Consider the following 17,150-nt stretch of genomic DNA (forward strand, 5'->3'; position numbering starts at 1 on the left):
GACCATCCGGAGGCCTCGCCGACGTCCGGGCTCAGCTCGGTTCGCGCAGCGGCAGCCCGGCGGCGCGGTAGATCGCGTCGATCACGCTCATCGTCTTCACGGCGTCCTCGGCCGACGTCTTCACCGGCGCGCCTTCGAGGACCGCCGCCGCGAAGGCGTCCAGCTGGTAGTCGTAGGACGCCCGCCGCGGGAGCCGCTCGACGCGGCGGGCGCCGCTGGTTCGGACCGTCAGGCGGTGGTACACCTGCGGCGACGCGGGGTTGAGCACGCTCAGCGACCCCTGCGAGCCGGTGACCTTCGCGCTGATCTTCAGCACGGCCGACGACCACATCGAGCACTGGACCCGGCCTGTGTGGCCGGACGGGTAGCGCAGCTCGGCCGTCATCGCGCGGTCGATCTTCGCGTCACGGAGTTTCGCCTGTGCCGAAACGACTTCCGGGGTCTCGCCGCCGCCGAAGGTGCGGGCCATGTGGACGGCGTAGCAGCCGGCGTCCATCGTCGCACCGCCCGCGAGGTCGTAGTTGTAGCGGATGTCGGAGAACTTGGGCAGCGGGAAGCACAAGGCGGTCTCGACGCGCTGGAGCTCACCCAGCTCACCCGACGCGACGATCTCTTCCACCCGCAGGGCGAGCGGGTGGTAGCGGTAGTGGAAGGCCTCCATCACGACGCGGTCCGAGCCGGCGGCCAGATCGGCGATCTCGCGGGCCTCGGCCGCGTTGGCGGTGAAGGGCTTCTCGCACAGGACGTGCTTGCCGGCTGCCAGCGCCGCTTTGGTCCACCGTCCGTGGAGACCGTTCGGCAACGGGTTGTAGACGGCGTCGACGTCGGGGTCGTCTAGCAGGGCCTCGTAGGAGGAGTGGGTCCGGGGGATGCCGTGCTTGGTGGCAAACGCTTGTGCCCGGTTGGCGTCACGGGCGGCCACTGCCACGACGTCGACGCCAGCGTTGGTTGAAGCGGGCTTGACCAGGGCGGTGGGTGCGATCCGGGCCGCACCCAGGATGCCGATCCGCAGGCTCATGGCGCGAAGCTAGCAGTGGTGGGTTTGGGTCTGGTTGTCAGCTGGGCGAACGGTCCTTTCGTGCTGTTTTGGTCGCGAACGGACCGTTCGTGCCTCGGCCGGGGGTGCGCGAACGGCCCGTTGGTGCGCTTGGGGGCGCGAGCGGGCCGTTCGTGGCTCGGCGGTGATGTCGCCGGTGGCCCGTTCGTGCCTTGGCGGAGCGCACCAACGGCCCGTTGGTGCGCTTTTGCTGCACTCGGATGGGCGCGAGCGGTCCGTTCGTGCCTTGGTTGTGGTCGCTGCTGGCCCGTTGGTGCGCTGGGGGCGGTCGCGAACGGGCCGCTCGTGCCCCTGCGGTGGTTGCGAACGGGCCGTTCGCGCACCCCCGGCCTCACCAGTGGACCGTTCGCGCCTCGCGCCGGTCGCCAACGGACCGTTCGCGCACGCCCGCGATCGCCAGAGGGCCATTCGCTCTCTGGCGGTGGGTCGCCAACGGGCCGTTCGCACCTCGGCGGAGGTACCAAAGGGCCGTTCGCATCCTTGGTGGTCACCAGTGGGCCGTTCGTGCCCGCAGTGGTCGTCATCAAAGGGCCGCTCGCGCCCCAGTGACGGTCGCGAACGGACCGTTCGTGCCGCAGCGGTGTCGCCAACGGCCCGTTCGTGCCCAGTGGCGTCACCAACGGGCCGTTCGAGCATCCCCGGCCGGGCACGAGCGGACCACTCAAGCCACCGTGACCAAGACAGATTTCAACAGCCAGTTGACCTCTTCAACAACGAGTTGTACCGTTCCGCCCAGCCGAACAGTGGAGGTCCGCTATGTCCCGTTCCCGTGCAGTCCAGGCGGTGTTGCTCGCGAGCCTGGCCGTGCTGGTGACCGCCTGTGGTGGTGGCCCCGACGGTGCCGGTGGGACCTCGCAGGCTCCCGGTGCGCCCGCTTCCGGCATTCCCGATACCGCCGCCATCGTCCAGGGTGTGCAGAAGGATGCCCAGCTCAATGCCGCTCTTCCGGCGAACGTCAAGCAGGCCGGGGTGCTGCACCTGGCGTCGAACCTGCAGTCCGCGCCCAGCAACTTCTACGCTGTCGATGGCAAGACGCCGATCGGGTACGAGGTCGATCTCGCCAAGGCGATCGCGGCCAAGCTCGGGGTGACCGTGACGCACCAGGACATGGCCTTCGGCTCGCTCATCACCAGCCTCCAGTCCGGCCGCATCGACCTCACCATGGCCGGGATGAACGACACCAAGGCCCGCCAGGCGCAGATCGACTTCGTCGACTACTTCACCTCCGGCATCACGATCATGACCCGCAAGGGCAACCCGGACGGGATCACCGGGCCGGACACGCTGTGCGGCAAGAACGTCGCCGTCGTGCAGGGGACCAGTCACCAGAAGTTCGCCGCGACGCAGAGCACGAAGTGCACCCAGGCCGGGAAGCCCGCGGTGAACGTCACGGCGACCGACAGCGACAACCAGAACCAGAACCAGCTGCGCACCGGGCGCGTCGCGGCGATCCTCAACGACCTGCCCAGCGCCGTCTACATCTCGCGGACGGCCGGCGACGGCAAGTTCTTCGAGGTCGTCCCCGGTGAGCCGATCGAGGGCGGGCCGTACGGCATCGGGGTCAACAAGCAGAACAAGCCGCTGACGGACTCCGTGCAGAAGGCCCTTCAGGCGCTCATCACCGACGGCACCTACGGCAAGATCCTGCAGGCCTGGGGTGTCGACCAGGGCGCCATCAAGGAGGCCGCGGTCAATGGTGGCTCCTGAACCACTGCCCATTGTCCGGCTCCGCCATTGGGGCCGGTGGGTCGCCGCCGTCGTGATCCTGGCGCTGCTCGTGCTGCTGGGCATCGCGCTCGGCAACGCGCAGATCGAGTGGAGCCAGGTCCCGGACTTCGTCTTCTTCAAGGTGATGGCGACCGGGCTGCTCAACACCGTCGTCCTCGCCGTTCTTTCCCAAGCCGTCGCGATCGTGCTCGGCATCGTCATCGCCCTGCTGCGCCGCAGCGCCAACCCGGTCGCCCGGTGGTTCGCCGCCGGCTACATCTGGATCTTCCGCGGCCTTCCGGTGCTGCTGCAGATCCTGCTCTGGTACAACCTGGCGCTCGTCTTCCCGGTGATCCACATCCCGTTCCTGGTCGACGCGCCGACGAATGTGCTGATCAGCGCGTTCACCGCGGCGTTCCTCGGCCTCGCGCTCAACGAAAGCGCGTACATGGCCGAGATCGTGCGCGCCGGGCTGAACAGTGTCGACAGTGGACAGACCGAAGCGGCGAAGTCGATCGGCATGACGCCCGCCGCGACGCTGCGCCGGGTCGTGCTGCCGCAGGCGATGCGCGTGATCATCCCGCCGACCGGCAACGACTTCATCAACATGCTCAAGGGCACGTCGATGGCGTCGGTGATCGGCGTGACCGAGCTGATCCACGCGGCCAACAACATCTCGTCGAACAACCTGCTCGTGATGGAGACGCTGCTGGCCGCGGCCGTCTGGTACATGGTCGTGGTGACCGTGGCCGGGGTCGGGCAGCACTACCTGGAACGCGCGTTCGGCCAGGCCGATCGCGGGCCGCTCGCCCGCGCCGGCAAGGCGTTGCGCGGCGTGCCGCTGGTGAGGAGTGCCCGTGTCTGAACCACTGCTGCGCGCGGTCGGCGTCCGGAAGTCCTACGGCCACACGGAAGTCCTCGGCGGCATCGACCTGGAGGTCCACAAGGGACAGGTCGTCTGCCTGCTCGGGCCGTCCGGCGCCGGGAAGAGCACGTTCCTGCGCTGCATCAACCACCTGGAGACGATCGACGCCGGCCAGATCTGGGTCGACGGCGAGCCGATCGGCTACCGGCAGCGCGGCGGCAAGCTGTACGAACTGCGCGAACGCGACGTCGCCCGCCAGCGCCGCGACATCGGCATGGTGTTCCAGCGGTTCAACCTGTTCGCGCACCGGACGGCGTTGGAGAACGTCGTCGAGGGCCCGATCCGGGTACTGGGCCTCAAATCGGACGAGGCGCGCAAGCAGGGCCTCGAGCTGCTCGACCGCGTCGGCCTCGCGCACCGCGGTGACGCCTACCCGGCGCAGCTGTCCGGCGGGCAGCAGCAGCGGGTCGCGATCGCGCGGTCGCTGGCGATGAAACCCAAGCTGATGCTGTTCGACGAGCCGACGTCGGCGCTGGACCCGGAGCTGGTCGGCGAGGTGCTCGAGGTGATGAGTACGTTGGCGGGGGAGGGGATGACGATGGTCGTCGTGACGCACGAGATGAGCTTCGCCGCGGAGGCCGCCGACGAGGTGGTGTTCCTGGCCGACGGCGCCGTCGTCGAGACCGGGCCGCCTGATCAGGTCCTGAGCGCGCCGAAGCACGAACGCACCCGGCAGTTCCTGGCGAGGATCCTCGCGTGACGCGGATTTCGCCCCGGTACCTGCTCCAGTTCGACGAGCCCGCCGGCTACCTCGACTTCGCCCGGTTCGGCCCGCCGTCCCACGCGGTGCTCGACACGACGGCCGCGCTGCTCGACCAGGCCACCACGGCCGGCCCGTCCACTGTGGACGAGCTGATGCGGCAGGAGATCCGGGCCAAGGCCGCGGCCGCGCGACTGTCCGGTTCGGACACCGACCACACGGTCCTGTTGCCGCACACCAGCTTGGGCCTGTTCCAGGCCGCGTTCAACAGCAGCGGTGACGTCCTGGTGTCGGCCGCGGAGTTCCCGGCCAACACCTATCCGTGGGCCCGCGCCGAGCAAGCGGGTCGCCTGCGCGTCCGGCGCCTGACCGGCGGTTACGTGACGCCCGAGCGGGTCGCCGAGGCGTTGACGCCCGAGATCACCACCGTCAGCGTGAGCGCGGTCGACTTCCGCACCGGGTTCCGCGCCGACCTCGCCGCCCTGCGCGACGTCGTGGGCGACCGGCTGCTGGTCGTCGACGGCATCCAGGGCTTCGGCGTGATCGAGGCGCCGTGGGAGGTCGCGGACGTCCTGGTCGTCGGCGGCCAGAAGTGGCTGCGCGCGGGCTGGGGCACCGGCTTCGCCGTGCTGTCGGACCGGGCGCTGGACCGGATGGACCCGGTGCTGTCGGGCTGGACCGGCGCGCGTGACCCCGGCCTGTTCGACGACGAGATCCACCCGCCGGACGTCACTGCGCAGGCCTGGTCGATCTCGAACCTCAGCCCGATCACGTCCGGCGCGTTCGCCGAGGCCCTGGAGCTGGTCGAAGACGCCGGGGTCGGGGCCATCGCCGCGCGGATCGCGGAGCGGATCGGCTCCTTCGAGGATGTCCTGGCCTCCTGTGGCGCCGAGGTCGTCTCGGCGACCGAACGGCGTGCCGGGATCCTGGCGTTCACGCTGCCCGGCCACCCGGCCGAGCAGGTCGGCGCGGCGCTGGCCAACGCGGGGATCGCCGCGACCGTGCGGCCCGAGCACGTCCGGCTTTCGCCGCACGCGTCCACTCCGGCCGCCGCCGCGGACCTGCTGCGGGAGGCGTTGGAGACGCTGACCAAGCCGCGGGAACCCCTGGCCGTCCCGGCCGCGGGCGCGACGACGCACGAGGTGCTGACCGCGCTGGTGCCGGCGATCCCGGGGCTCGCGGCGATGCTCGGCCCGGGCAACGAGGTGCTGCTGCACGACCTGAGCCGGCTGCCGGACTCGATCGTCGCGATCGCGGGCGACCTGACCGGCCGCAGCGTCGGCGGACCGATGACGGACCTGCTGCTCGGCCTGGTCCGCCGCGGCACCACCCAGGACCTGACGAACTACCGCACCCACGGCCCGGACGGCCGCGCGATCCGCTCGTCGACGCTCTTCCTGCGCGACGCCGACGGTGTCGCGGTCGGGTGCCTGTGCGTCAACAGCGTCGACACGGCCGCTTCGGCCGGGGGCAACGGAGAGCCGGAGACTTTCCCACCGGACGTCGACAGCCTGCAGCGGTTCCTGGTCGACCGGGCGGTCGGCAAGGCGGGGATTCCCGTTGACCTGATGAAGAAGCGGCACAAGGCCGCGGTGGTGCGGGAGCTCGACGAGGCGGGTTATTTTCTGATCAAGGACGCGGTCGACCACCTGGCCGGGCGGCTCGACGTCACCCGCTACACGATCTACAACTACCTCAACGAAATCCGCGCCTGAGGCTGCCCGATCGGACCTTGTCCGCGCCCGCGGCGTGGCGGACGATGTGCCGATGACCGAACCGGACACGCGGCGGGCGTTGCTGCGGCTGGAGGCGGAGGACGACGCCGACGCCGAAGAGCTGGACCGGCTCGCCCGGCGGTTGCGGGCCGAGCTGGGCGAGCTGGACGTCGACGTGTTCGCCGTCCCCGACGGGGAGCTGCCCGCGGGGGCGAAGGGCGCCGACCCGGTGACGATCGGCTCGCTCGTGGTGGCCTTCAGCGCGGCCGGCGGCGTGTTTCCGGGCCTGGTCGAGACGTTGCGCGAGTGGCTCGGCCGCCAGCCGGGCAAGCACCGGATCAAGGTGACGGTCGACGGCGACACCGTCGAGCTGGAACGCGCCACGGCGGCCGAGCGGCAGCAGCTGATCGACGCCTTCGTCCGCCGGCACGGCTGACCGTGCCGGGGCGGCACGCGCTGCTGATCGCGACCGAGACGTACGCGGACCCGGCGTTGCGGCGGCTGACCGCGCCCGGCGGTGACGCCCGCGCGCTGGCGGAGGTGCTGAGCGACCCGGCGATCGCGGGCTTCGAGGTGACGACGCTGGTCGACCAGCCGCACCACGTCGTCGGCGAGGCCATCGGCGAGTTCTACCGCGGCCGGCGCCGCGACGAGCTGACGCTGCTGTACTTCACCGGCCACGGCGTGAAGGACGACGACGGGAGTCTCTACCTGGCGATGGCCAACACCCGCCGCGAGAGCCTGATGTTCACCGCGCTGGCGGCCGACCAGGTCGAGCGCGCGCTGGCGGGCTGTGCGTCGCGGCAGAAGGTGCTGGTGCTCGACTGCTGTTACAGCGGCGCGTTCCCGGCCGGGAAGCTGGCGAAGGCGGGCACGGACGTGCACACGCTGGAGCGGTTCCAGGGCCGCGGCCGCGCGGTGCTCACGGCGTCCGACGCGACGCAGTACTCGTTCGAGGGTGACGCGGTGGTCGGTTCGGCGGCCCGTTCGGTGTTCACCCGGCACCTGGTGGCGGGGCTGCGCGACGGCAGCGCCGATCTGGACGGTGATGGTGACGTCACGGTCGACGAGCTGTACAGCTACGTCCACGAGCATGTCGTGGCGGAGATGCCGCGGCAGCGGCCGAAGCACCAGTCCGATGTGGAGGGTCGCATCGTGCTGGCGCGCAACCCTCGGTGGACGTTGCCGGAGTACTTGAGGCACGGCTTGGCGAGCCCGATCGCTTCGGACCGGCTGACGGCGCTGGAGGGGTTGCGGCGGCTCAACCGGGTGGGGAACGAGGTGGTCCGGGAGCGCACATCGGCGGAGATCCGACGCTTGGTGGACGACGACAGCCGGACGGTCTCGGCGGCGGCTCAGGCATGGGTGGCGGCTGCTGAGATGTCGGTGGCTGAAATGTCAGTGGCTGAGCAGCCTGGGGTCGGTGGCGCGGCGGTGGCGGACGAGCCGCAGGTGGACAAGCCGTCGGCGGTGGCCCAGGTGTGGGCGACGGCCGGTACTGAGATGTCAGCTACTGAAATGTCAGCGGGTGATGTGCCGGTCACTGAAATGTCAGTGACTGAGCTGCCTGAGGTTGATGGCGCGGTGGTGGCGGACGAACTGCCGGAGAACGAGCCGCCGGCAGGGGACCCGGCCTGGGAGGGGCCCGGTAATGAGATGCCGGCGACTGAAATGTCAGTGAGTGATATTCCAGTTGCTGAAATGTCAGTGACTGAGGATTCAACGGTTGAAGCCTCGGAGAGCCAGGGCAAGTCGCCGGTGGATGTGGTGCCGGCGGCGGAGAGGGCGGTGCCTTCGGCTGTGCCGGTTGCGGAGCCGGAAGCCGTGTCCGAAGTTGCGCCATCCAAGGCAAAGCCGGTCTCGCCACCCGCGGCAAGGGCAACGCCCGCAATGGCCCGGGCGAGACCGGCGGGACCGTCCGGGAAACGGACAGCCCCGCCGGCTCCGGACCTACCCAGTAGCTCGGGTCGCGACACCCGGTTCTACCTGGGGACCGCCGTGTTGACCGCCGTTCTGGCGACCGGGATCCTGCTGAGCTTGCATGTGTTCAACTGGGTCGTCCTGCTCCTGCTGCTGCTTTTCGCGATCTTCCTCGGTCTTGGCCTCGCCGCCATCGGGCGTCAGTCCAAATAGGACTCCACCGCGTCCGCCGCCGCCGAGACTCCGCCGTGGCCGCGGACTTCTGCCTTCAGCGACGCCAGTCGCGCGGCCACCGACGGTGACGACGACACCCCGGTGACCGCTTCGCGCAACGACGCAGCGGTCACCGAAGAAGCCGGCAGGTGCCGTCCGACTCCGAGCGCCTCCAGCTGGGCCGCGTTGCCGAACTGGTCCGCGGCCTGGGGGATCGCCACCGTGGGGACGCCGAACCACAGCGACTCCGTCGCGCCGCCCATTCCCGCGTGCGTGATGAACGCCGAGGCCGCGGACAGCACCGCCAGCTGTGGCACCGAAGCGAACACCTCCACCGAAGGAGGCAATGGCCCGAGCGAAGCAGGTGAGACGTGCTTTCCCAGCGACATCACGACGTGCCAGTCCGCGGCGAACGCCTCGATGCAGGCCCGGTAGACGTCGAGCTGGTCGTTGTACGCCGTCCCGAACGACACCAGCAGCACCGGACGGCCCGACGACGGCGGCTGCCAAGACCGGTCGGCCAGCCGCGCTGGGTCCAGGCAGGGGCCGACGAACCGGACGTGCGGGCCGACGCGGTCCGCGTGTGGCTGCATTGCCCGGGGGATGAGCGACAGGACCCGCGCCGGGTGGCCGAGCCACGCCCACGCGTCCTTGGAGATTCCGTTCGCACGTAACCAAGAATTGTACGTCGCGGCGTAGTCCACTCCGGACGGTGACGCCTTGATCGGGTCCATCACCTCGGCCATGTCCTCGTCGTAGCCCTCCCAGGCGACCAGCGTCGGCGACAGCTGCACGGCGGGGACGCCGTACCGGTGCCCGAGCAGCGGCGCGCCCAGGCCGCCGATGTCGTGCAGCAGCAGGTCGGGCCGGTCTTCGTCGAAGACCGACGTCAAGCGCGGGTGGAGGGCGATCGCCTCGTCGAGGAAGACGCGCATCGCGTCGGCCGGGTCGTCCGGCCACGCGGCGGCCTCGCCGAGCGGGAAGATCGTCGGGTGCTCGACGACCGTGGCGCCGGTCGGGGCGACCAGCCCGGCCAGCGGCGAGCCGACGACGTAGGACACGCGGTGCCCGCGCCGCACCAGCTCGGTGATGACCCCCAGTGACGGGTAGACGTGGCTCGGCGCGGTGCAGCCGACCATGACGATGTGGTTGCGCAGCATGAGTCTCCTTCAGAAAGGACGAAGGGCAGACGGCGCGCAGAGGAGGGGGACCGGCCGGTACGCGGGCGGTCCTGCGGTCACGCCGTCTCAGACGCGGCGGGGGCGCACGAAGTAGATCATGACCGGCACCGTACGGGATGTCCGATTCGGCGCGCCACCCGATTTCCTCCTTTCGTAGGGCATTCGGGGACGGGCAACCGTTCGCGGTACCTCCGGCCCGGGCGCGGGTCTAGGGTTCACCCGCTTTCGTCGGAGCCGAAAAGGGAGAAAACAGTGAGACGTGCCGTAATCGCCGCGGTGGCCGCCGCCGCGCTGGCGTCCGCGCTCGTGGCCGCGCCGGCCGCGACCGCCGCGCCCGCGAGCCCGGCCAAGGCGACGATCGCCTGGGGGCCGTGTACCGATCCGACGCTGGTGGCCGCCGGCGCCGAATGCGGGTACCTGCCGGTCCCGCTCGACTACTCCAAGCCGAACGGCGAGCAGGTCCAGCTCGCCGTCAGCCGCGTCAAGCACAAGGTCGCGGACGCCCAGTACCAGGGCGTCATGCTGACCAACCCGGGTGGTCCCGGCGGATCCGGCCTGCTGCTGGCCACCCGCGGCCCGCGGGTGCCGAACCACGCCGGCGACGCCTACGACTGGATCGGCTTCGACCCGCGCGGGGTCGGCTCGAGCAAGCCCGCGCTGTCGTGCGACCCGAACTACATGACCTACGACCGGCCGGAGTACGTGCCGGTGACGCCGCAGCTCGAGCGCACCTGGCTCAACCGGGCCAAGGGGTACGCCGACGCCTGCGCCAAGAACAACTCGCGCGCGCTGCTGCAGAACATGAAGACGACCGACACGGTCAAGGACATGGACTCCATCCGGAAGGCGCTCGGCCAGAAGCAGCTGAACTTCTACGGCTACTCCTACGGCACCTACCTCGGCCAGGTCTACGGCACGCTGTTCCCGCAGAACGTGCGCCGGATGGTCCTCGACTCGACCGTCGACCCGCGCGGCGTCTGGTACGGCGACAACCTGAACCAGGACGTCGCCTTCGACGTCAACATCCGGATCTGGTTCGGCTGGCTCGCCCAGCACGACGACGTCTACCACCTGGGCAAGACGCAGTCGGCGGTGCAGCACCTGGTGAACGAGCAGCTGCTGAAGCTGGCGCTGCACCCCGCGGGCGGGGTCATCGGCTCGGACGAGCTGATCGACGTCATCCAGCAGGCGTCCTACTACCAGCTGCGCTGGACGCTGCTCGGCGACGCGCTGTCGAAGTTCGTCAACAACGGTGACGTGGCGACGATGAAGTCGCTGTTCGAGGCGTTCGGCGGCCTCGGCGACGACAACGGCTACGCGGTGTACCTGGCCGTCCAGTGCTCGGACGTCCAGTGGCCGAAGAGCTGGAACCAGTGGCAGGCCGACAACTGGAAGACCTTCGCCAAGGCGCCGTACTTCACCTGGCAGAACGCCTGGTTCAACGCGCCGTGCCTGTACTGGCCGGCGAAGCCGGGCACGCCGACGAAGGTCGACGGCCACGGCGTGCAGAGCGTGCTGATGATCGACGAGACCCTGGACGCGGCTACGCCGTTCCCGGGCAGCCTCGAGGTCCGCAGCCGCTTCCCGGGCGCGTCGCTGATCTCGGAGCCGGGGGGCACAAGCCACGCGATCACCCCGCGCGGCAACGCGTGCGTCGACAACAAGATCGCGGACTACCTGGCGACGGGCGCGCTTCCGGCCCGCAAGCCGGGCCGCACGGCCGACGTCGAGTGCGCGCCGCTGCCCCAGCCGACGCCCCCGGCGCCGGCTCCGGCCGCCGCGGCCAAGGCGGACACCCAGGGTCTGGTCTCGGGCCGGTTCGCCGGCTGACCTGCGCAAACCCTGTGTGACGGGGTGTCGGGCCCAGTGCCCGGCACCCCGTTTTTCGTGCTTTCCGACGCCGGGGGCTTTGTTCTTACGCGGACTTTGTGTTACAAAGTGCAGACCGACTTTGCGATGCAAAGTCCACGAACGAAGGGAGAGCGCCATGACCGGGGGACCGGCGTTCACACTCCACGGCCTGACGAAGCGATTCGGTCAGGTCACGGCCGTCGACGGGGTGACCGTCGAGGTGGCGCGCGGTGAGGTCGTCGCGCTGCTCGGGCCGAACGGCGCGGGCAAGTCGACCACCGTCGACATGCTGCTGGGCCTGACCAAGCCGGACGCGGGGGAGGTTGCGGTCGGCGGCGGAAGCCCGCGCGAGGCCGTCGACCGGGGGCTGGTCGGCGCGATGATGCAGAACGGCGCGCTGCTGCCGGACGTCACCGTCGGCGAGATCGTCGCGCTGGTCGTCTCGACGCACGCCAAACCGCTGCCGGCGGCCGAGGTGATCGCCCGTGCCGGGCTCGAGAAGCTCGTGAAACGCCGCTGCGGCAAGCTTTCCGGCGGCGAACGGCAGCGCGTCCGGTTCGCGCTCGCCCTGGCCGGCGACCCGCAGCTGCTCGTGCTCGACGAGCCCACCGCCGCGATGGACGTCGACGGGCGGCGCTCCTTCTGGACGTCCATCCGCGCGTTCGCCGACACCGGCCGCACCGTGCTGTTCGCGACGCACTACCTCGCCGAGGCCGAGGACTACGCCGACCGCGTGGTGCTGATGCGCCACGGCAAGGTCGTCGCCGACGGCCCGGTCGCCGAGGTCCGGGCCGCCGTGTCCGGGCGGGTGCTGAAGGCCGTCGTGCCCGGCGCCGGCGAGTCCGACCTGGCCGTTCTTCCCGGCGTCACGAGCGTGCAGATCCGCGCCGGCCGCGCCGAGCTGGCCTGCGCCGACTCCGACGCCGCCATCCGCGCCCTGCTCGCCGCCCACCCGCTCGCCGCCGACATCGAAATCACCGCGCTCGGCCTGGAAGAGGCGTTCCTCGCCCTGACCGCCGACGAGACCGAAGGAGCCGTCGCGTGAACACGACGTACCTGAGCCTCGAGATCAAGCGGATCGTCCGCAGCCCGCAGTTCACGATCTTCACCATCGGCATGCCGGTGGCCATGTTCCTGCTGTTCGGCTCGATCTTCGGCAAGCTGATCGCGCCGAACGGCCTCCCGGCGGACGTCCAGACCATGATCAACCTCGCCGCGTACGGCGCGAGCGGCGGTGCGCTGTTCACCGGCACGCGGGTCGCGCAGGAACGCACCGACGGCTGGCAGCGGCAGCTGCGCCTGACGCCGATGCGCGGACCCGGCTACCTGGTCGTCAAGATCATCTCGGCCATGGCGGTGGCGCTGCCGGTGCTCGTGGTGGTGTTCGCCGCGGGCCTGGCGACGGGGGTGGAGATGAGCGCCGCGCAGTGGGGGCTCGTGCTGGTGTCGTTGTGGCTCGGGACGCTCCCGTTCGCCGTGCTCGGCCTGGCCATCGGCCTGTTCGGCAAGGGCGACACGGTCGGCGCGGTCACCGGCGCGCTGATGATGCCGCTGGGCATGCTCGGTGGCCTGTGGATCCCGCTGTACGTCCTCCCGGACTGGATGGCCACGCTCGCCCACTTCTTCCCGACGTTCTGGCTCGGCCGCGTCGGCCTGGAACCGCTGGCCCACGCGGGCGGGATGGGCCTGGCGGTGCTGGTGCTCGCGGGCTGGCTGGTCGTCCCGGCCCTGATCGTGGTGCGCCGGTTCCGGCTGGACACGGCGCGGCTGTGAATGCGTGTTAACTTCCGTGCGGTACTGCGGGGTCTGCACGGAGGGGTGAGCAAGGTGGACGACGAACCGTTGTCGGCGGAAGAGTCGCTGAACCTGATCGCCCAGCAGAACCGGCGGATGCGCCGGGAACTGGGCGGGGGCCCCGCGCGCATGCTCGCGGCGTGGGCCCTCGCCTGGATCGTCGGCTGGGGCTTCGCTTACTTCGCGACGCGGACCGGGAGTGTGCCCGGCTGGGTCGCCGGCGTGGTCGTCGCGGTGCTGTTCGCCGGCGCGATCGGCTACACCACCTACGTCAGCGCCCGGAGCGGGCGGGGGATCCGCGGCCCGTCCCGCACCACCGGCGCGATGTACGGCTACAGCTGGGCGCTGTCCTCGATCGGGCTGACCGTGGTCGACATCCGGATCACGCAGTTCGGCTCGCTGTCCTCCGATCAGGTGTCGTTGTTGTGGTCCGGCACCTGGCTGCTGCTGACCGGCGTGCTGTACCTGGCCGGCGGGATGCTGTGGCAGGACAAGCTGATGTACGGCCTAGGCGCGTGGATGATCGTGTCGTCGGCGCTGAGCGTGCTGGTCGGGTTCCCGGCCAACTTCCTCGTGCTGGCCGCCTGCGGTGGCGGTGGGTTCCTGCTCGCCGCGATCGTGTACTTCGCGCGTGAGAAGTCCCGATGAGCGAGCTGCCCCAGCTCGACCCGGTCATCCACGCCCAGGCGCGGCTGCGGGTCACGGTCGCGCTCGCCGGGCTCCACTCGAGCGACCAGATCACCTTCCCGCGGCTGCAGCAGCTGCTCGACATGACGGCCGGCAACCTCTCGACGCACCTGCGCAAGCTCGAGGACGCCGAGTACGTCGAGATCACCAAGGCCTACGAGCACCGCACGCCCGTCACCCTGGTCCGGCTGACCGCCGCCGGGCGGGCCGCGTTCGAGAGCTACACCAAGGCGCTGCACCAGCTGCTGGACGCCACCGGCGGGGACTGACGTGGGCCGCTGGGTGATCCACCTCGACCTGGACGCCTTCTACGCCTCGGCCGAACAGCTCACCCGGCCGACGCTGGCCGGGCGTCCGGTGCTCGTCGGCGGCGCGGGGCCGCGCGGTGTCGTCGCGGGCGCGAGCTACGAGTCCCGCGCGTTCGGCATCCACTCGGCCATGCCGATGGCGCAGGCGCGGCGGCTGCTCCCGGCCAACGGCGTGATCGTGCCGCCGCGGTTCCGCGTCTACGAGCGGCTCAGCCAGGAGGTCTTCGCCGTCGTCACGGCGGCGGCGCCAGTGCTGGAGCGGATCTCCCTGGACGAGGCCTTCGCCGAGCCGCCTTCGCTGGTCGGCGCCTCTCTCGACGCGGTCACGTCGTTTTGTGCGTCGCTGCGGGCGCGGATCCGTGAGGAGACGGGCCTGGTCGCGTCGATCGGCGCGGGCAACGGCAAGCAGATCGCGAAGATCGCCTCCGACGAGGCCAAGCCGGACGGCCTGCTGGTCGTGCCGCAGGGCACCGAACGCGAGTTCCTGGCGCCGCTGCCGGTGCGCGCGCTGTGGGGGATCGGCCCGGTCGCCGAGGGAAAGCTGCGGTTCATCGGCGTCCAGACTCTGGGGCAGCTGGCGGCACTGTCCGAAAAGGACGCCGTCGCGACGCTCGGCGGCGTGGTCGGGCGCGACCTGCGCCGCCTGGCCACCGGCTTCGACGACCGTCCGGTCGCTGACCGCGGCGAGACCAAGCAGGTCAGCGCCGAGACGACGTTCGACGTCGACATCAAGGACCTGGCGACGCTGCGCGAACAGGTGCGGCGGATCGCGGTGGGCGCGCACCAGCGGCTGGTGAAGGCCGAGCGCGTGGCCCGCACGGTGGTGATCAAGCTGCGGCACACCGACATGCACACGGTGACCCGCTCCGAGACGATCTCCGCGCCGACGGACGACCTGGCCGAGCTGTCCGCGACGGCCGAGCGGCTCCTGCTGGACCCGGCGGAGTTCGGCGGCATCCGCCTGGCGGGCGTCGCCTACAGCGGCCTTTCGGTGCCGCACCAGGACGCGCTCTTCACCCTGGCCGCCCCTGCGGCGGCCCCGGCGTCGACGGTGGTTTCCGCGGCCGCCCCGGCACCGGCCGCCGCCCCGTCGGAGTGGCGACAGGGCGACGACGTCGTCCACGAAGAGCACGGCACGGGCTGGGTCCAGGGAGCGGGCCACGGCCGGGTGACGGTCCGCTTCGAGCACCGCACTTCGGGCCCCGGCGCGGCCCGCACGTTCCCCCAGGACGACCCGGCCCTGCGCCGCGGCGAACCCGGTGACTGCCTGAAGTGAGTTCTACTCGGCAGAACAGCCCTGGAGTTTGGCGACTTCCTGACCGGCCAGGAGGAACGCGCCGACGCCGTAAGCCGCGGTGTCGTTCGCCTTGGCCGTGGCGGGGCGGTCGCCAACGCCCTGGACGTAACCCACCAGGCCGCTCGGCTGCAGGGCCTTCGTCGACAGCGCGGTCCACGCCTTGTCGACGACCGGGCGGTACCGGTGGGCGTCGAGGATGCCCGCGTTGACGCCCCAGCCGATGCCGTAGGCGAAGAACGCCGTGCCGCTGCTCTCCGGGCCGCCGTGGTCGAACGGGTTCAGCAGGTCCGAGTTCCAGAAGCCGTCACGCCGCTGCAGCAGGGACAGCGAAAACGCCATCTTCTTGTACACCCGCAGGTATTCCGCGCGGTGCGGGTCGGTGGCGGGGAGGGCCTGCAGCACCTTCGCCAGCGCGGCCAGGGCCCAGCCGTTGCCGCGGGACCAGAACACGCCCGAGCCGGTGAACCGCGCGTCGCGGTACCACAGGCCGGTGAACTCGTTGAACAGCTTGTGTTCCGAGGACTTGAACAGCTGGTCCATCGCGTCCACATAGGACGGATCGTGGTCGATGACGCTCATCCGCGCGAACGACGGCATCGCCATGTTCAGCGCGTCGACGTAGTTCCAGTAGTCCTTGTGCCCCGCCTGCACCGAAGCGACCTCGTCGCGAATCCGCGTGCGGATCGAGTCGAGCGAGATCTCCGGGTGGAAGTACGTGTAGAGGTCCAGGTAGGCCTCGCCGGCCGCCTGGTCGTCCGGGAAGAACGGCCGCTTCGGGTCCTGCGGCAGCTGGTAGTTCGCCGCCTGCGCCCAGGGGAGCGTCTTGTGGTTGGACTGGCCGGTGGTCCGGACCAGCGCGAGGTTGCCGACGTGGAACGTCGCGTTCTGCCAGTCGATCGCGTCGAGGTTCGTGCCGTTGGCGACCCAGTAGTTGCCCGCGGCCACCATCTGGTCGGTGATCGGGCACTCGGCGGGGGCCGCCACCGCCGCCGGAGCGGAGAACAGCCCGCCCGTCACGAGGGCGGCCGCGAGCACGCCGAAACCACGAATACCCGGGAAACGCATGGAAGCGTCCTCCTCAGCACGTCATGGCGGCGGGTGGGTCGCAGCGAGTGTTCAGGGTTCCCGCTGGACGTGTCAAGGTGCCGGTGAGCGGTACTGCGCAACGGTTTCCAGCAACCGGCGCGACGCGGATTCGGCCCCGTCGGCGTTCTTCGCCAGCACCAGCGTGAGCACGCGGGAGTGCGCGACGAGCTCGAGCGGCTCGCCGTGCGCCCGCAGGGCCGCGACGACGGGCACCTGCAGCTGCGCGATGAGCGCGTTGCCGGAAGCGCGGATCAAGGCCGCGTGGAACTCGGAGTCGGCGTCGTGGAAGGCCGCGGTGTCCTGGCGTTCCACCGCGTCCGCCATCAGGGCGTAGGCCGCGGCCATCGCCGAGAGCTCGACCGGACGACGGTGGTGCGCGGCCAGCCGGGCCGCCTGCGGCTCGATGGTCAGCCGCAGCTCCAGCAGCTCGTGCAGGTGCCGGCGGCCGTCGGGCCCGTTGACGCGCCACGCGATGACGTCGGGGTCGATCGCGTCCCACGCCTCCGGGGGCAGGGCCCACGTGCCGACGCGTGGCCGCGCGGTCACCATGCCCTTCGACTCCAGCACGCGCAGCGCTTCGCGGACCACCGTCCGGGAGGCGGAGAAGCGGCGTCCGAGCTCCTCGGGGACGAGCGGCTGCCCGTCCCCGAGGACGCCTTCGACGATGAGCCTGCCCAGCTCGTCCACTATCCGGGCGTGGAGGTTCACC

Annotated in this window: 16 protein-coding genes; 12 read left to right on the forward strand and 4 right to left on the reverse strand. The window is 70.7% G+C overall.

All coding sequences use genetic code 11. The features are described from left to right. Positions 1-31: 31 nt before the first annotated feature. Complete coding sequence (locus VA596_RS33655) at positions 32-1,018, reverse strand: Gfo/Idh/MocA family protein (protein ID WP_323332350.1); 987 nt, start codon at positions 1,016-1,018, stop codon at positions 32-34. 795 nt (positions 1,019-1,813) lie between these two features. On the opposite strand from VA596_RS33655, the gene VA596_RS33660 reads away from it, so the two are divergent. Genes VA596_RS33660 through VA596_RS33685 form a run of 6 tightly spaced genes read left to right on the forward strand, consistent with a single transcriptional unit; the run spans position 1,814 to position 8,237 of the window. After that, entirely contained in the window at positions 1,814-2,764 is a 951-nt protein-coding gene (locus tag VA596_RS33660; protein ID WP_323332352.1) for an ABC transporter substrate-binding protein, read from the forward strand. Continuing rightward, positions 2,751-3,629: an amino acid ABC transporter permease gene (locus VA596_RS33665; RefSeq protein WP_323332354.1), complete on the forward strand. Its 879-nt coding sequence runs from the start codon at positions 2,751-2,753 to the stop codon at positions 3,627-3,629. Before VA596_RS33660 ends, VA596_RS33665 begins: the two co-directional genes overlap by 14 nt. Beyond that, positions 3,622-4,389, forward strand: coding sequence for an amino acid ABC transporter ATP-binding protein (locus VA596_RS33670; protein WP_323332356.1), 768 nt, complete (start codon positions 3,622-3,624; stop codon positions 4,387-4,389). Before VA596_RS33665 ends, VA596_RS33670 begins: the two co-directional genes overlap by 8 nt. Then, complete coding sequence (locus VA596_RS33675) at positions 4,386-6,104, forward strand: aminotransferase class V-fold PLP-dependent enzyme (RefSeq protein ID WP_323332358.1); 1,719 nt, start codon at positions 4,386-4,388, stop codon at positions 6,102-6,104. Before VA596_RS33670 ends, VA596_RS33675 begins: the two co-directional genes overlap by 4 nt. 52 nt (positions 6,105-6,156) lie before the next feature. After that, the gene (locus VA596_RS33680) at positions 6,157-6,540 is read left to right on the forward strand and encodes an effector-associated constant component EACC1 (RefSeq protein ID WP_323332360.1); all 384 of its coding nucleotides are present in this window, start codon (positions 6,157-6,159) and stop codon (positions 6,538-6,540) included. A 2-nt stretch (positions 6,541-6,542) separates the two neighbouring features. Continuing rightward, on the forward strand, positions 6,543-8,237 hold the full coding sequence (locus tag VA596_RS33685) for a caspase family protein (RefSeq protein WP_323332363.1): 1,695 nt from the start codon (positions 6,543-6,545) through the stop codon (positions 8,235-8,237). Here the strand turns inward: VA596_RS33685 and VA596_RS33690 are convergent. Then, positions 8,225-9,397, reverse strand: coding sequence for a macrolide family glycosyltransferase (locus VA596_RS33690; RefSeq protein ID WP_323332364.1), 1,173 nt, complete (start codon positions 9,395-9,397; stop codon positions 8,225-8,227). The genes VA596_RS33685 and VA596_RS33690 overlap by 13 nt on opposite strands. 273 nt (positions 9,398-9,670) lie before the next feature. Here VA596_RS33690 and VA596_RS33695 point away from each other — a divergent pair, with 273 nt between their 5' ends. The 6 genes from VA596_RS33695 to VA596_RS33720 all read left to right on the forward strand — a co-directional run bounded on the left by VA596_RS33695 (position 9,671) and on the right by VA596_RS33720 (position 15,334). Next, on the forward strand, positions 9,671-11,248 hold the full coding sequence (locus VA596_RS33695) for an alpha/beta hydrolase (protein ID WP_323332365.1): 1,578 nt from the start codon (positions 9,671-9,673) through the stop codon (positions 11,246-11,248). A gap of 157 nt (positions 11,249-11,405) precedes the next feature. Continuing rightward, complete coding sequence (locus VA596_RS33700) at positions 11,406-12,314, forward strand: ABC transporter ATP-binding protein (protein ID WP_323332366.1); 909 nt, start codon at positions 11,406-11,408, stop codon at positions 12,312-12,314. After that, on the forward strand, positions 12,311-13,042 hold the full coding sequence (locus VA596_RS33705; protein WP_323332367.1) for an ABC transporter permease: 732 nt from the start codon (positions 12,311-12,313) through the stop codon (positions 13,040-13,042). The genes VA596_RS33700 and VA596_RS33705 overlap by 4 nt, the downstream gene beginning before the upstream one ends. Positions 13,043-13,096: 54 nt before the next feature. Beyond that, the gene (locus VA596_RS33710) at positions 13,097-13,711 is read left to right on the forward strand and encodes a hypothetical protein (RefSeq protein WP_323332368.1); all 615 of its coding nucleotides are present in this window, start codon (positions 13,097-13,099) and stop codon (positions 13,709-13,711) included. Beyond that, a complete protein-coding gene (locus tag VA596_RS33715; protein ID WP_323332370.1) occupies positions 13,708-14,019 on the forward strand; it encodes a winged helix-turn-helix domain-containing protein in 312 nt (103 codons plus the stop codon). The genes VA596_RS33710 and VA596_RS33715 overlap by 4 nt, the downstream gene beginning before the upstream one ends. Position 14,020: 1 nt before the next feature. Further along, positions 14,021-15,334 (forward strand): DNA polymerase IV, encoded by a 1,314-nt coding sequence (locus VA596_RS33720; protein ID WP_323332374.1) that lies wholly within the window; start codon positions 14,021-14,023, stop codon positions 15,332-15,334. Between the two features lie 3 nt (positions 15,335-15,337). Here the strand turns inward: VA596_RS33720 and VA596_RS33725 are convergent, their stop codons facing one another. After that, positions 15,338-16,420: a glycoside hydrolase family 88 protein gene (locus tag VA596_RS33725; RefSeq protein ID WP_323332375.1), complete on the reverse strand. Its 1,083-nt coding sequence runs from the start codon at positions 16,418-16,420 to the stop codon at positions 15,338-15,340. A 72-nt stretch (positions 16,421-16,492) separates the two neighbouring features. Then, positions 16,493-17,149: a FadR/GntR family transcriptional regulator gene (locus tag VA596_RS33730; RefSeq protein WP_323332376.1), complete on the reverse strand. Its 657-nt coding sequence runs from the start codon at positions 17,147-17,149 to the stop codon at positions 16,493-16,495. Position 17,150: the final 1 nt, after the last annotated feature.

The sequence above is a fragment of the Amycolatopsis heterodermiae genome (genome assembly GCF_034929455.1).
Lineage (GTDB): Bacteria > Actinomycetota > Actinomycetes > Mycobacteriales > Pseudonocardiaceae > Amycolatopsis > Amycolatopsis heterodermiae.